General features: G+C 48.1%; 13 protein-coding genes. 10 read left to right on the forward strand and 3 right to left on the reverse strand.

Annotated elements, in window-relative coordinates:
• The first annotated feature begins 3 nt into the window (after positions 1–3).
• From CXF70_RS06545 to CXF70_RS18130, 8 genes are all read left to right on the forward strand, one after another.
• Positions 4–1,284, forward strand: coding sequence for a dihydroorotase (locus CXF70_RS06545; protein WP_101802000.1), 1,281 nt, complete (start codon positions 4–6; stop codon positions 1,282–1,284).
• On the forward strand, positions 1,281–2,375 hold the full coding sequence (locus CXF70_RS06550; RefSeq protein ID WP_084245026.1) for a carbamoyl phosphate synthase small subunit: 1,095 nt from the start codon (positions 1,281–1,283) through the stop codon (positions 2,373–2,375). Before CXF70_RS06545 ends, CXF70_RS06550 begins: the two co-directional genes overlap by 4 nt.
• Positions 2,368–5,556 carry a carbamoyl-phosphate synthase large subunit gene (gene carB / locus CXF70_RS06555; protein ID WP_101802001.1) on the forward strand — a complete coding sequence of 1,063 codons (3,189 nt, stop codon included), beginning with the start codon at positions 2,368–2,370 and terminating at the stop codon, positions 5,554–5,556. The genes CXF70_RS06550 and carB overlap by 8 nt, the downstream gene beginning before the upstream one ends.
• A complete protein-coding gene (locus tag CXF70_RS06560; RefSeq protein WP_101802002.1) occupies positions 5,553–6,320 on the forward strand; it encodes a dihydroorotate dehydrogenase electron transfer subunit in 768 nt (255 codons plus the stop codon). Before carB ends, CXF70_RS06560 begins: the two co-directional genes overlap by 4 nt.
• Positions 6,317–7,231, forward strand: a complete 915-nt coding sequence (locus tag CXF70_RS06565) for a dihydroorotate dehydrogenase (protein WP_101802003.1) — start codon at positions 6,317–6,319, stop codon at positions 7,229–7,231. The genes CXF70_RS06560 and CXF70_RS06565 overlap by 4 nt, the downstream gene beginning before the upstream one ends.
• A complete protein-coding gene (gene pyrF / locus CXF70_RS06570; RefSeq protein ID WP_101802004.1) occupies positions 7,228–7,920 on the forward strand; it encodes an orotidine-5'-phosphate decarboxylase in 693 nt (230 codons plus the stop codon). Before CXF70_RS06565 ends, pyrF begins: the two co-directional genes overlap by 4 nt.
• On the forward strand, positions 7,920–8,549 hold the full coding sequence (gene pyrE / locus CXF70_RS06575; RefSeq protein WP_101802005.1) for an orotate phosphoribosyltransferase: 630 nt from the start codon (positions 7,920–7,922) through the stop codon (positions 8,547–8,549). Before pyrF ends, pyrE begins: the two co-directional genes overlap by 1 nt.
• Positions 8,550–8,960: 411 nt before the next feature.
• Positions 8,961–9,110: a hypothetical protein gene (locus tag CXF70_RS18130; RefSeq protein ID WP_158241159.1), complete on the forward strand. Its 150-nt coding sequence runs from the start codon at positions 8,961–8,963 to the stop codon at positions 9,108–9,110.
• 110 nt (positions 9,111–9,220) lie between these two features.
• On the opposite strand, the gene pdxT is transcribed toward CXF70_RS18130, so the two are convergent.
• Both pdxT and pdxS read right to left on the reverse strand, forming a co-directional pair.
• Positions 9,221–9,823 (reverse strand): pyridoxal 5'-phosphate synthase glutaminase subunit PdxT, encoded by a 603-nt coding sequence (gene pdxT / locus CXF70_RS06580; RefSeq protein WP_101802006.1) that lies wholly within the window; start codon positions 9,821–9,823, stop codon positions 9,221–9,223.
• Between the two features lies 1 nt (position 9,824).
• Positions 9,825–10,709: a pyridoxal 5'-phosphate synthase lyase subunit PdxS gene (gene pdxS, locus CXF70_RS06585; RefSeq protein ID WP_101802007.1), complete on the reverse strand. Its 885-nt coding sequence runs from the start codon at positions 10,707–10,709 to the stop codon at positions 9,825–9,827.
• 169 nt (positions 10,710–10,878) lie between these two features.
• On the opposite strand from pdxS, the gene CXF70_RS06590 reads away from it, so the two are divergent.
• The gene (locus tag CXF70_RS06590) at positions 10,879–11,178 is read left to right on the forward strand and encodes a 7-cyano-7-deazaguanine synthase (protein ID WP_233208561.1); all 300 of its coding nucleotides are present in this window, start codon (positions 10,879–10,881) and stop codon (positions 11,176–11,178) included.
• A gap of 24 nt (positions 11,179–11,202) precedes the next feature.
• Positions 11,203–11,583 carry a hypothetical protein gene (locus CXF70_RS06595; RefSeq protein ID WP_101802008.1) on the forward strand — a complete coding sequence of 127 codons (381 nt, stop codon included), beginning with the start codon at positions 11,203–11,205 and terminating at the stop codon, positions 11,581–11,583.
• Positions 11,584–12,297: 714 nt separating this feature from the next.
• Here CXF70_RS06595 and CXF70_RS06600 read toward each other — a convergent pair.
• The gene (locus CXF70_RS06600; protein WP_101802012.1) at positions 12,298–13,800 is read right to left on the reverse strand and encodes a murein hydrolase activator EnvC family protein; all 1,503 of its coding nucleotides are present in this window, start codon (positions 13,798–13,800) and stop codon (positions 12,298–12,300) included.
• Positions 13,801–13,887 lie beyond the last annotated feature (87 nt).

Raw genomic sequence — 13,887 nt, forward strand, 5'->3', positions numbered from 1 at the left:
GAGATGAATTTATTCATTGAAAATGTAAACATGCTGCAGGACGGAAAATTGGTTCCGGTAAATATCCGGGTCGCTGATGGAAAGATCAAGGAAATCGGAAAAGAGCTTACCGCACAGGGAGAAGAAGTGATTGACGGCAAAGGCCGGATGGTTGCACCAGGGTTTGTTGATGTCCATGTTCATTTGCGTGAACCGGGCGGCGAACAGAAAGAGACGATCGAAAGCGGGACAAAATCAGCGGCAAAAGGTGGCTACACCACCATCTGCGCAATGCCGAATACGCGTCCGGTGCCGGACACGAAAGAGAACCTCCAGCACGTCAACGGATTGATCGAAAAGAATGCGCACATCCGGGTTTTGCCGTATGCTTCCATCACGATTCGCGAAGCAGGAAAAGAACGGACGAATTTAAATGAACTGAAAGAAAACGGCGCTTTCGCGTTTACAGATGACGGGGTCGGAATCCAGGAAGCGGGCATGATGTTTGAAGCGATGAAAGAGGCTGCAGCCATCGACATGCCGATTGTCGCCCACTGTGAAGACAACAGCCTGATCTATGGCGGTGTCATGCATGACGGCAAGCGCAGCCGCGAACTAGGCTTGAAAGGCATTCCTTCCATTGCGGAGTCGGTCCACATCGCACGCGACATCTTGCTGGCGGAAGCGGCAGGCGCACATTACCATGTCTGCCACGTCTCGACAAAAGAATCGGTCCGTGTGATACGCGACGCAAAACGGGCAGGGATCAAAGTGACGGCGGAAGTGACGCCGCACCATCTCCTGTTGACGGAAGACGATATTCCGGGAGATGACGCCAATTACAAGATGAATCCGCCGCTGCGCGCAAAAGAGGATTACGAAGCGCTGCACGAAGGATTGCTTGACGGCACGCTCGATTTTATTGCCACGGATCATGCGCCTCACACGGCAGAAGAAAAAGCGCACGGCATGGACAAGGCGCCGTTCGGCATCGTCGGATTCGAAACAGCGTTTCCGCTGCTTTACACAAACTTCGTGGAGACCGGAAAATGGACGCTTGAGCAATTGACCGACTGGATGACGCGGAAACCGGCGGAAGTCTTTGGCTTGCCATACGGCACGATGGAAACAGGGCAGTCAGCGGATTTGGTGCTGATCGACCTCGAAAAAGAACAAGCAATCGATGTTGAACAATTTTTATCAAAAGGGAAGAACACACCATTTGGCGGCTGGAATTGCAAGGCTTGGCCGGCAATGACCATATTCGGCGGTAAAATCGTTTGGCAGGAGGAGGCTCATCAATGAAACGTTATTTGATTTTGGAAGATGGCACGGTATTTGAAGGTACAGCATTCGGAAGCGACGATGCATCTGTAGGTGAGATCGTCTTCAACACGAGCATGACGGGATACCAGGAAATTTTATCAGATCCTTCGTACTGCGGACAGATTGTCACGATGACTTACCCGTTGATCGGCAATTACGGCATCAACAGCGACGACTTCGAATCGATCGAACCGGCAGTCAAAGGGATGGTCGTGCGCGAACTGGCGGAATTCCCATCGAATTTCAGAAGCAAATCGACGCTTTGTGAGCTGTTCAAAACCAAAGGCATCCCAGGAATTTCGGGAATAGATACACGCAAACTGACGCGTCTCATCCGCTCAAAAGGTTCCATCAAAGGCATCCTGACAGCAGCCGGAGAAGAAGTGGATGTTGAGGAAGTCGTAAGCAAGCTGAAAGTGACGCCTCTCCAGACAGACCAGGTCGCTCAAGTGTCGACAGCCCGCCCTTATCCAAGCCCAGGTCGCGGCAAACGCGTCGTATTGATCGATTACGGAATGAAACACGGCATTCTGCGCGAACTCAATAACCGCGATTGCGATGTCATCGTTGTTCCCTATAATACGAGCTCGCAGGAAATTTTAGCCTGGGGACCAGATGGGGTCATGCTTTCAAACGGACCGGGAGACCCGAAAGACGTCGAAGAATGTGTCCAAGTGGTCGGCGAGCTGCTCGGACAGGTGCCTGTTTTCGGAATCTGCCTCGGCCACCAATTGTTTGCGCGGGCGTGCGGAGCGGATACGTTCAAACTGAAATTCGGCCACCGCGGCGGCAACCATCCGGTACGCAACCTTTCAACCGGAAAAATCGAAATCACTTCCCAAAACCACGGTTATGCGGTTGATGAAGCAACACTTCAAGGCACTCGTTTGAAAGTGACGCACCAGGCATTGAACGACGGCACTAATGAAGGGCTGTCCCATTTGGATTATCCGGCTTTCACCGTTCAATACCACCCGGAGTCCTCACCAGGACCGGAAGATTCCAATTACCTGTTCGACCGTTTTATTGAAATGATGAGTGCAAATCGAAAGGAGCAGCAATATGCCTAAAAGACAAGACATCCAAAGTATCCTCGTAATCGGGTCCGGCCCTATCGTCATCGGACAAGCTGCCGAATTCGACTATGCCGGCACACAGGCGTGTCTGGCCCTTAAAGAAGAAGGTTACCGCGTCATCCTGATCAACTCGAATCCGGCGACCATCATGACAGATACGGAAATCGCCGATAAAGTCTATATTGAACCGATCACCCTGGAATTTGTCAGCCGCATCCTCCGAAAAGAACGTCCGGACGCAGTACTGGCAACACTGGGTGGGCAGACAGGCCTTAATATGGCGATTGAACTGGATGAATCCGGAATCCTCGATGAACTTGGCATTGAAATTCTCGGTACGAAATTGGAAGCGATCCACAAAGCGGAGGACCGGGACCTGTTCCGTACGTTGATGAATGAACTTGGGGAGCCGGTTCCTGATTCCGATATCATCCACAACCTGGATGAAGCGAAACGATTTGTCGAACGCATCGGATACCCGGTGATTGTAAGACCCGCATTCACAATGGGCGGAACAGGCGGCGGCATCTGCCACAACGATGAACAACTGAAAGAAATCGTTTCAAGCGGCTTGAAATACAGCCCTGTGACACAATGTCTTCTTGAAAAATCAATCGCCGGCTTCAAGGAAATCGAGTATGAAGTGATGCGTGACGCCAACGACACAGCCATTGTGGTCTGCAATATGGAAAACATCGACCCGGTCGGCATCCATACAGGAGATTCTATTGTCACAGCACCGAGCCAGACCCTGTCTGACCGCGAATACCAGATGCTGCGCAATGTGTCGCTGAAAATCATCCGCGCCCTCAAAATTGAAGGTGGCTGCAACGTCCAGCTGGCGCTTGATCCTGACAGCTTCAATTACTACATCATCGAAGTGAATCCGCGTGTCAGCCGCTCATCAGCCCTCGCATCAAAAGCGACAGGCTATCCGATCGCCAAACTGGCGGCGAAAATTGCTGTCGGTCTGACGCTCGATGAAATGATGAACCCGGTGACAGGGCGCACATACGCAGCATTCGAACCGGCACTTGATTATGTCGTTACGAAAATTCCGCGCTGGCCGTTCGATAAGTTCGAAGCGGCAAAACGCAATCTTGGTACACAGATGAAAGCGACCGGCGAAGTTATGGCAATGGGCCGTACTTTTGAAGAATCGATCCTGAAAGCGGTCCGTTCACTCGAGACCGGCCAATTCCATCTCGACTTGAAAAACGCGGATGCCATGAGCGATGAATGGATCGAAAAACGGATCCGCCGGGCAGGCGATGAGCGCCTGTTCTTTATTGGCGAAGCTTTGCGCCGCGGAGTGACGATTGAAAGGATTCATGACTGGAGTAAAATCGATCTGTTCTTCCTGACAAAATTCCAGAACATCGTTCAGTACGAACAGGTGCTGGCAGAACAGCCATATGATTTCGATACGGCGAAAAAGGCGAAACGAATGGGCTTTGCAGACCGCACCATCGCGAAACTGTGGAATGCGACAGAACAGCAGGTCTACAACTGGCGCAAGGAGCAGAAATTGATGCCGGTCTATAAAATGGTCGACACATGCGCCGCGGAATTCGAATCGGAAACACCTTATTTCTACGGTACTTTCGAAGACGAAAACGAATCCATCCGCACCGACAAGGAAAGCGTCATCGTGTTGGGCTCAGGTCCAATCCGCATTGGGCAAGGAGTGGAATTCGATTACGCAACCGTGCATTCCGTCTGGGCCATCAAAGAAGCAGGCTATGAGGCGATCATCATCAATAACAACCCGGAAACGGTCAGCACGGATTTTTCGATCTCCGATAAACTGTATTTCGAGCCCCTGACAATTGAAGATGTCATGCACATCGTCGATTTGGAACAGCCAAAAGGCGTCGTGGTGCAATTCGGCGGACAAACGGCCATCAACCTGGCTGAAAAGCTTGAACAGAACGGCGTCAAAATTCTCGGCACAACGCTCGAAGACACAGACCGTGCGGAAAACCGCAATAAGTTCGAAGCGGCATTGAATGAAATCGGCATCCCGCAGCCACTGGGCAAAACAGCGGTATCGAAAGAAGAAGCAGTGGTCATCGCTAATAACATCGGTTATCCGGTATTGGTGCGGCCATCTTACGTGCTCGGCGGCCGGGCGATGGAAATCGTCTACAACGAAAAAGACCTGAACCATTATATGGAGCATGCGGTGGAAGCGAGCCCTGAGCATCCAGTATTAGTTGACCGTTATCTGACAGGCATTGAGGTCGAAGTGGATGCTATCTCTGACGGTGAAAACGTATTGATCCCTGGGATCATGGAACACATCGAACGCGCTGGCGTCCATTCGGGTGATTCGATCGCGGTTTATCCGACACAAAACATTTCACAGGAACTTCTCGATACACTGGTGGATTACACAACGCGACTGGCAAAAGGCTTCAACATTGTCGGCTTGCTGAATATCCAGTATGTCATATCAAAAGGCGATGTGTTCGTCATCGAAGTCAACCCACGCTCAAGCCGGACGGTGCCGTTCATGAGCAAAATCATGTCGATTCCGATGGCCAATATCGCCACCAAAGCGATCCTCGGGCAAAGCATCATCGACCAGGGCTATACGCCAGGACTTGCGCCTCGCGTCAATGGCGTCTTTGTAAAAGTTCCGGTCTTTTCATTTGCGAAGCTGCGCCGTGTCGACATTACGTTAGGGCCTGAAATGAAATCTACAGGGGAAGTCATGGGCAAGGACACGACACTCGAAAAAGCGCTGTATAAAGGATTGGCGGCTGCCGGAATGGAAATCAAAGATCACGGGACGGTCTTGCTGACGGTGGCGGATAAAGATAAAACGGAAGCGGTCGGACTTGCCAAGCGCTTTAAATCGATCGGCTACCAGATCATGGCGACCGGCGGAACAGCGGCGGCTTTTGAAGAAGCAGGAGTTGCCGTTGCTCCGATTGGCAAAATCGGGGCTGAAGGCAGAACCTTGCTCGACGTGATCCAGAGCGGAGACGCACAGATCGTCATCAACACGCTGACGAAAGGCAAACAGCCTGAACGTGACGGGTTCCGGATACGCCGGGAATCAGTGGAAAATGGCATTCCTTGCCTGACTTCACTTGATACAGCTGCAGCCATGCTCCGTGTTATTGAATCGATGACATTTTCAGCAGAAGAAATGGGGGCGGGCAGATGATCAAACAAGAACGGATGAAAGTGGTCGCCCAGCAGTACATTGCCAAGCATATTTTCGAACTGACGGTTGAAGGCAGCTTGGTCGATGAAATGGCTGAACCCGGGCAATTTGTCCATGTCCGTGTGGCGGACAGTTTTGAACCTTTACTGCGGCGCCCAATTTCCATCGCTTCGATCGATAAGGAAAACAAGCGCTTCACGATGATTTACCGGGCAGAAGGACGCGGCACACAAATCCTGGCTGACAAAAGAGCCGGCGACGAAATTGATGTGCTTGGTCCGCTCGGCCACGGCTTCCCAGTGGAAAAGGCAGAGAAAAAAGCCTTTCTGATCGGCGGGGGCATCGGTGTGCCTCCCCTCTATGAACTGGCGAAGCAATTGAACAGCCGCGGGATCGAGACGGTCCATATTTTAGGCTTTGAAAGCAAACAGGCGATATTCTATGAAGAAAAATTCAAAGCACTGGGTGACACCCATATAGCGACAGTTGACGGTTCACACGGCACGGAAGGATTTGTTACGCATATCCTGAACGAATTGCCGCATGATTTCGATACGTATTTCAGCTGCGGACCGACCGCCATGCTTGAAGCGGTGCAATGGGCATATCCGCAGAAGAGAGGATTTCTCTCCTATGAACAGCGGATGGGCTGCGGCATCGGCGCTTGTTTTGCCTGTGTCTGCCGGACAACCAAATCAGAAACGGATTATATCAAAGTCTGCTCGGACGGACCTGTATTTCCAGCGGGAGTGGTGATTTCATGATTGATATGACAGTAAAGATCCCTGGACTCGAATTAAAAAATCCGATCATGCCGGCATCCGGCTGCTTCGGTTTCGGTAAAGAATATGCCCAGTTGTATGACCTTTCACAGCTCGGCGCCATCATGATCAAAGCGACAACGGTGGAAACGCGGCTCGGAAATCCGACGCCGCGTGTGGCGGAAACTTCTTCAGGTATGCTGAATGCCATCGGGCTTCAAAATCCGGGTCTGGAGAAAGTTTATGGTTCAGAATTGCCATGGCTGGAACAATTCGATGTGCCGATCATCGCCAACGTAGCGGGTACGACGACAGAAGATTATGTGGAAGTGGCGCGTGAAATTTCAAAAGCAACAAATGTACACGCACTTGAAATCAATATTTCCTGTCCGAATGTCAAAAAAGGCGGCATCACATTCGGCACCGATCCCGCAGTCGCGAGAGAATTGACAAGAGCCGTGAAGGAAGTTTCATCTGTTCCGGTCTACATCAAGCTGTCACCGAACGTGACGGACATCGTATCGATTGCCAAAGCGGTCGAAGAAGGCGGAGCAGACGGCATCACGATGATCAACACGCTGCTCGGGATGCGGCTCGACCCGAAAACCGGGCGTCCGGTCATCGCCAATATTACAGGCGGCTTATCAGGTCCTGCCATCAAACCGGTAGCTCTCAGAATGGTCTACGAAGTCAGCAAACAAACTCAGTTGCCGATTATCGGCATGGGCGGCGTCACAGACGTTGATGACGTCATCGACTTTCTGTCCGCAGGCGCCAGTGCAGTAGCAGTTGGAACAGCCAATTTCGTCAACCCATTCGTATGTCCGGAAATCATAGGCAAATTGCCGGAGCGGCTTCATGAACTGGGATACGATTCAATCCAGGAGCTTATCGGAAGGAGCCACCGTCTATGAGAAATGAAAGACCAATCATCGCTTTGGATTTTCCAGCGAAAGAGCAGGCATTGCAATTTTTGGGACAGTTTGAGGAAAGTCTCTTCGTGAAAGTCGGTATGGAATTGTTCTATCAGGAAGGACCGGAGCTCGTACGTGAAATCAACCGGCTCGGCCATGACATCTTCCTGGATTTAAAACTGCACGACATTCCGAATACCGTGGAATCCGCGATGCGCGGGATCGCGAAATTGGATGTTGCCATGGTCAATGTCCATGCGGCAGGAGGCATCGAGATGATGCGGGCTGCCAAACGTGGGCTCAAAGGCAGTGATACGCAATTGATCGCTGTGACGCAATTGACGTCAACCAGTGAAGAACAGATGCAAAAGGAGCAATTGATCTCTGCGAGTCTGGAAGAATCCGTCGTCCATTATGCAAGATTGGCCGATGACGCAGGACTGGATGGAGTAGTGTGCTCCGTCCATGAATCGGAAGCGATTGGCGACTCATGCGGAGAAGCATTCCTTCGTGTTACGCCGGGTATTCGCCCGGCACAAGCTTCTGTAGATGACCAAAAGAGAGTTGCGACGCCTGCAGAAGCGAGCAGACAGGGTTCGACACATATCGTCGTCGGACGTGCCATTACTAACGCGGCAAATCCGAAAGACAGTTACCAGCAAATACGAGCGGAATGGAGTGGTCAATGATGAAGAAGGAAACAGCCAAGCATTTATTGGATATCGGCGCAGTTGAATTACGTCCCCAGGATCCGTTCACATGGGCATCCGGCATCAAATCACCGATTTACTGTGACAACCGCCTGACGATGTCATATCCGAAAGTGCGCAAAGAAATCGCCAAAGGGCTGGCTGCCAAGATCAAGGAATTCTACCCACAATCCGAAATCGTGGCAGGCACAGCAACGGCCGGTATTCCGCACGCGGCATGGGTCAGTGACCTGCTGGAGCTGCCAATGGTCTACGTAAGGTCCAAGCCGAAAGAACATGGCCAGGGCAATATGGTCGAAGGCAAAGTGGAACCCGGCAAAAAAGTCGTAGTAGTAGAAGACCTGATTTCTAAAGGCGGCTCGGTGATCCAGGCAGCACAAGGCTTGCAGCAGGCAGGCTTCGAAGTACTTGGTATAGTCGCTATTTTTACATATGACTTACCACAATCCGTCGAAGCGATCGAAGCGGCAGGATTCACATTCCACACGCTCACCGACTTCCCTGCACTTGTCGAACAAGCGGCAAGTACAGGAGCAATCGAGCAGGCGGATTTGCCGATGCTACAGGAATGGCATGAAGGATTAAAGGCAGGAACATTGAAGGGCTGACCATGTGGTCGGCTTTTTTTTTTTTGGAAAAAAATTTAACTGAGGATGACTTAGAAAAAAGATTTAAAAACATGAAAAAACTTTTATTTTCCGTTCGTAAAAGTCTGTGTTGGGTGGCGAACGTTCGTAAAGTGTTTTGATATGTTTACGAACGCTTATTTTTCCGTATTTAAGCTGGTTTAAAAGTGTTCGCAAAAGTGTACTTTTGCGAACGGGTTATTTTTAATTAGTTTAGGAATATTCCTGATATTAGCTGCAGGGCACAGCTTTTATTGTTAAATGGGATTTAAGATATATTAGGAAAAACAATGATGTGAGTTGAGAGATTTAGTTGATAAATAAACCCAAATACAATTCTTGCTTAACGGAAATGAATTGGACTTCACTTGTGAGAAGATTGGTGTAAAAGATATGACAATCCGGAAATATTCTGACGTGTTTGCAGTAAGCGATGAAGAAGTGTTTGAATACATTTCAATTCATGGCTTACCGAAAAGTGAGTCAACAAGCAAAGAAGCATTGATTAAAGGCTTCCATTATTATAAGGAAGAAGGCAAATGACATACTTTTTTTATGGAAAGAGACCTCATAACAAATTAAAATTTTGAAGTAACTAGTCTCGACTATTTAAAAAGGATCCTTAGAGAAGTTTCTCCAAGGATCTCTAGAAGTTACAACATGGAGGCCGATGTTTGATTTTCTGCATCTCTATTCAACATGGCGATGAAATATTCAGTAATCCGGTGGTCGTTGGTCAATTCCGGATGGAACGAACAGACGAGAAACGAGCCGCTTCTGGCCATGACGATTTTCCCTTCATGTTCGCATAATATCTCTACACCCGGACCCGCGCTGACAATATGCGGCGCCCGGATAAAGACTGCTTCAAATGGACCGTCCATGCCTTTAATGGATAAAGGTGCTTCAAAACTGTCGACTTGGCGGCCAAAGGAATTGCGCTCCACTATGACATCCATAACACCTAGATGAGGTTCGTCATAGCCAACGACCTTGCCGGCTAGTAAAATCAACCCTGCGCAAGTTCCGAACATCGGCTTGCCGGAAGCCGCAAATTCGTGTAACGGCTCCATCAAACTATAGCGGTCAATCAAGCGGCGCATCGTCGTACTTTCTCCGCCTGGCAAAATCAGAGCATCCAAGCCTTCTAAATCCCTTGGCCATTTCACCATTATTGCTTCTTCCCCGCATGTTTCAATTGACTGGACATGCTCTCGTACAGCCCCTTGCAAAGCCAGTACTCCGACTCGTTTCATCTTACCAGCCCCGTTCCTGCATGCGGTCTCCAGATGCAATAGTGGAAATTTCAAGCCCTTTCATGGCAATCCCAAGATCTTTCGACAGTTCAGCAATTAATTTGTAATCCTGATAATGCGTCGTTGCTTCTACAATCGCACGGGCGAAGCGCTCCGGGTTTTCCGATTTGAAAATACCAGATCCAACAAATACACCATCTGCTCCGAGTTCCATCATCAATGCCGCATCCGCTGGCGTTGCTACGCCGCCCGCTGCAAAGTTGACGACCGGCAAACGGCCCAGGTGCTTCACTTCTTTCAGGAATTCATACGATGCACCTAAATTGCGTGCTTCTGTCATCAATTCATCGTCGCTGAGCGCAACGACTTTGCGCACTTCCGCATTAACTTGGCGCAGATGCCGGACCGCTTCGACGATATTGCCGGTTCCCGGTTCCCCTTTTGTCCGCAGCATCGAAGCCCCTTCACCGATACGGCGTGCTGCTTCTCCTAAATTTCGGCATCCGCAGACAAATGGTACTGTATATGTATCTTTCAACAAGTGGAATTCTTCGTCTGCCGGCGTCAGCACTTCACTTTCATCAATGTAATCGACGCCCATCGCTTCTAGTACACGCGCCTCCACAATATGGCCAATGCGCGCTTTGGCCATTACCGGGATCGAAACAGCATTCATCACTTCTTCCGTGATGAGCGGGTCTGCCATACGCGCTACGCCGCCATCTCTCCGAATATCCGAAGGCACACGTTCAAGTGCCATAACGGCCGTTGCACCAGCCGCTTCTGCAATACGGGCCTGTTCCGCATTGACCACATCCATAATAACGCCGCCTTTTTGCATTTCTGCCATACCTCTTTTGACACGATTCGTTCCTCGTTGGTTCATCTTATGACCTCCTTGAGTGTTAATAACTTGAGTATAAAGAAAATTGACCGTAAAGAAACATCCAGTTTAGATGATTTTATAAAGGTCAGATTAAAGGGGATAAAAATAGGTTTACAGAAAAGTAAATAGTGACAAGTCTCCTCTATAAACCTGAAAAAATTATTCATACATGGAAATAAATCATTTATTCCTGTCGTTTACGGCTGTTTTTGAACAGGCGAACAGAGCGCGACATATTATAACTGGGGTGAGCGAAACGGATTTCAGCGGCTGTTCCGATTGCAGAGAAACTTCAATAAAATTGCCGAATGTGACGCTGTATTTAGCCAGGAACCTCAGTTTGTCATTCATACGCCGCTTTTGTGGAGGGTCAAAAAGCCGGTTTGAGAACCTGCAGTCGGCGAAGTCGCTGATGGAACTGTATGAACAATTTATTGATCGAATCAACCAGAATTATCAGATTTCCTAGAACACCTAGGAAGAAGCTCATCCTATGGAAACCTACGGAGGTTACTACAACCGGCAGGCGTATGATATTGTCATCAATACAGTTGTTACCATAACTGCCGAACAAAAATTCCAGGTGCTGATTCATGAATACGACCATAGCCAGCAACACCATCGGAAAAACGACTTGAAAGATTCGCGGAAAGAGCACCGCGAAGCACAGGCGAAATGCACAATGTATATTATTCCCATTACTATGGTTTTGATATGGACTTTTTGTCCAATGGCTATATTTCCACATGGGCACACACAGGACCTGGGTTGGCCAAACAAGACAGTTAGGAAGTCCAGAACGTCACCCGGGGAATTATCGAGCAGATCAACTATCTGTAGAGAAAGAAAATCCAGGGTTAGACCAGTCATTTAAACAACAAGAAATTAGCAATTGATTTTTCATATACGGTTGTGATAATTTAATAAGCCATTTTTGCTGAGGTAAACGATACTTTCCTAATTTCTTCATTATAAAATAAAACAAATGCTTCTCGTTTTCCCTTTGTATGCTTTCCTCATAGAAGTGAAGATATACATTAATACAAGAAATGAAAAAGTCTCTTTAGAGTATGGTGGGGATATTCTACATTTTAGATTGGGTTACATATCATGAGGGTATCGGAAGTTGCTTTATTGAAAGGGGGAGAAGAGGCTATTCAATGTCCCACTTCTCTCCCTTTTCGTTGCAAGATTTTGTTTTGCGCATGGTAGATAAAAGGATGAATCAATATGGGTTGCAGAAGACATCTGCTTTAGAAAAAGAGAGGAACTGCAACCACCTTGACAACCAACGCTTAACGAAATGATATTAGACATAGTTACAATTGATAGTACATGGACATTTTAATTAAAATAATGGACTAACTTAAGGAAATGTGAATAAGCTGAAAACCACCAGATACATCATGTATGACAGAAACCGTTTTGACCTCCTGCTGAATAAATTGCTGCTCTTGGAATCATATAAATTCAACTACCACTTGAAAAAAACCCATCGGACGTTTACCTTCCAAATAACAAATCCGCCTAAAACCAATAAAAGAGCAAGCACCCGAAGGCACTTGCTCTTTTATAATCGCAATTGTAATTAGTTAATATATCCCATCGGGTTGACAGCATTCGAGCGAGCACCATTCCACGGTCCGATGTGTACTTCGAAGTGAACATGAGAACCGGTTGAACGTCCCGTGCTTCCCATTGCACCTAAATAGCCGCCTTGAGATACGTATTGTCCTTGGGATGCACCGATAGATTGCATGTGGGCATACACAGTTGAATAAGTTTTCCCATTGATGGAATGCGTCATCATGACGACATTGCCGTAAGTACCCATAACACCTGCATATGTTACATAACCACTGGCAGCTGCTTTGATTGGCGTACCAAATCCGTTGGCAATATCGACGCCAAGGTGGTTTTCATTGCCTGCACCAATATCGCGTCCCCCGTAGTTGGAAGACAGACGGCCTGCTGCAGGTCGAATGAATCCGGTGCTGCTTGCCGGTGATTCAGAAACGACCGAAGCTGGTGTTGGTGGCGGAGCGCTTTCCTGTTCTTTTCGGACTGCTTCACGCTTGGCTGCGGCTTCGCGTTCTTCAGCTGCGCTGCGTTCGGCTTCGTTTTTCGCTGCTGCTTTTTCTCTTGCTGCTCTTTCAGCCGCTGCTTTTTCTTCAGCTGCACGTTGTGCTGCCGCTGCCTTGCGTTGTTCTTCAGCTTTCTCTCTTGCTGCTTTATCAGCAGCCGCTATACGTTCAGCTTCCAGTTTGCGCTGGCGTTCTTTTTCAGCCGCTATACGAGCCAATTCAGCCAAACGCTCTTGTTCAGAAGCAATTTCCTTTTCAAGATTAGCACTTAATTCCATAACTTCCTCGTGCTCTTCATGTAGTTCGGACTTTTCACTTTCAAGGCGTTCTTGCTCTGCTTCTAGCTCTTTCGCCAGGACACCCTGCTCTTTGTTTTGTGTATCAAGATTTGCTTTTAATGTTTTAAGTTCAGTTTTGCTTGCTTCCTGTTCGGCTAATTTTGTTTCAACTGAATCTTTTTGTTTAGCCAATAACTCTTTGTCCGCTGCCTGTTCACGCATAATCTGGCGGTCAGCGTCAATCAATGCCGTGACTGCGGAGAAACGGTCGATGAAGTCGATGAAGCTGTTTGCTCCTAGGAGGACGTCGATGTAATCAACAGATCCGCCGCTCAATTGGATTGCACGCGCGCGTTCTTGTAACAATGCCGTACGTTCTTCGATCTTCAGGGTCAGTTCTTCAATTGACTTTTTCAGTTCATCGATTTCTACTTTTGTCTTTTCAATTTTGCTTTCGATATTATTGATTTTGTCTTCTGTTTCTTTGATTTTATTTTTCAGCTCTTGGATCTTACCGAGAATCGTTTCCAATTCTGATTTTGTCACTTTGATTTCTTCATCTTTCTCCTTGATTCCTGACTTCAATTCGCTCTTTTTCTCTTCAGCTTCTTGCTGCTGTTGCTCAAGTTTGTTCAACGTATTCGCATTGACGTCAGCAGTTGGCAATAAAACCGAGATAGCTAATAACGAAGAAATACCAGACAACATCCATTTCGACTTAAAATTCAAGTTATTTTCCCCTTTCAAACTCACAATCTTTTTATCTCTATATACTTTCATTAGTTTTTATATATAAAAATTTCAGCCTGTATAATT

The sequence above is a fragment of the Planomicrobium sp. MB-3u-38 genome (assembly GCF_002836425.1).
Taxonomy (GTDB): domain Bacteria; phylum Bacillota; class Bacilli; order Bacillales_A; family Planococcaceae; genus Planococcus; species Planococcus okeanokoites.

What these genes read in the sequence shown, in the direction of transcription:
- CXF70_RS06545 (WP_101802000.1), top strand. Translation starts at nt 4, where the DNA reads ATGAATTTATTCATTGAAAATGTAAACATGCTGCAGGACGGAAAATTG.
- CXF70_RS06550 (WP_084245026.1), top strand. Translation starts at nt 1,281, where the DNA reads ATGAAACGTTATTTGATTTTGGAAGATGGCACGGTATTTGAAGGTACA.
- carB (WP_101802001.1), top strand. Translation starts at nt 2,368, where the DNA reads ATGCCTAAAAGACAAGACATCCAAAGTATCCTCGTAATCGGGTCCGGC.
- CXF70_RS06560 (WP_101802002.1), top strand. Translation starts at nt 5,553, where the DNA reads ATGATCAAACAAGAACGGATGAAAGTGGTCGCCCAGCAGTACATTGCC.
- CXF70_RS06565 (WP_101802003.1), top strand. Translation starts at nt 6,317, where the DNA reads ATGATTGATATGACAGTAAAGATCCCTGGACTCGAATTAAAAAATCCG.
- pyrF (WP_101802004.1), top strand. Translation starts at nt 7,228, where the DNA reads ATGAGAAATGAAAGACCAATCATCGCTTTGGATTTTCCAGCGAAAGAG.
- pyrE (WP_101802005.1), top strand. Translation starts at nt 7,920, where the DNA reads ATGAAGAAGGAAACAGCCAAGCATTTATTGGATATCGGCGCAGTTGAA.
- CXF70_RS18130 (WP_158241159.1), top strand. Translation starts at nt 8,961, where the DNA reads ATGACAATCCGGAAATATTCTGACGTGTTTGCAGTAAGCGATGAAGAA.
- pdxT (WP_101802006.1), bottom strand. Translation starts at nt 9,823, where the DNA reads ATGAAACGAGTCGGAGTACTGGCTTTGCAAGGGGCTGTACGAGAGCAT.
- pdxS (WP_101802007.1), bottom strand. Translation starts at nt 10,709, where the DNA reads ATGAACCAACGAGGAACGAATCGTGTCAAAAGAGGTATGGCAGAAATG.
- CXF70_RS06590 (WP_233208561.1), top strand. Translation starts at nt 10,879, where the DNA reads ATGGAAATAAATCATTTATTCCTGTCGTTTACGGCTGTTTTTGAACAG.
- CXF70_RS06595 (WP_101802008.1), top strand. Translation starts at nt 11,203, where the DNA reads ATGGAAACCTACGGAGGTTACTACAACCGGCAGGCGTATGATATTGTC.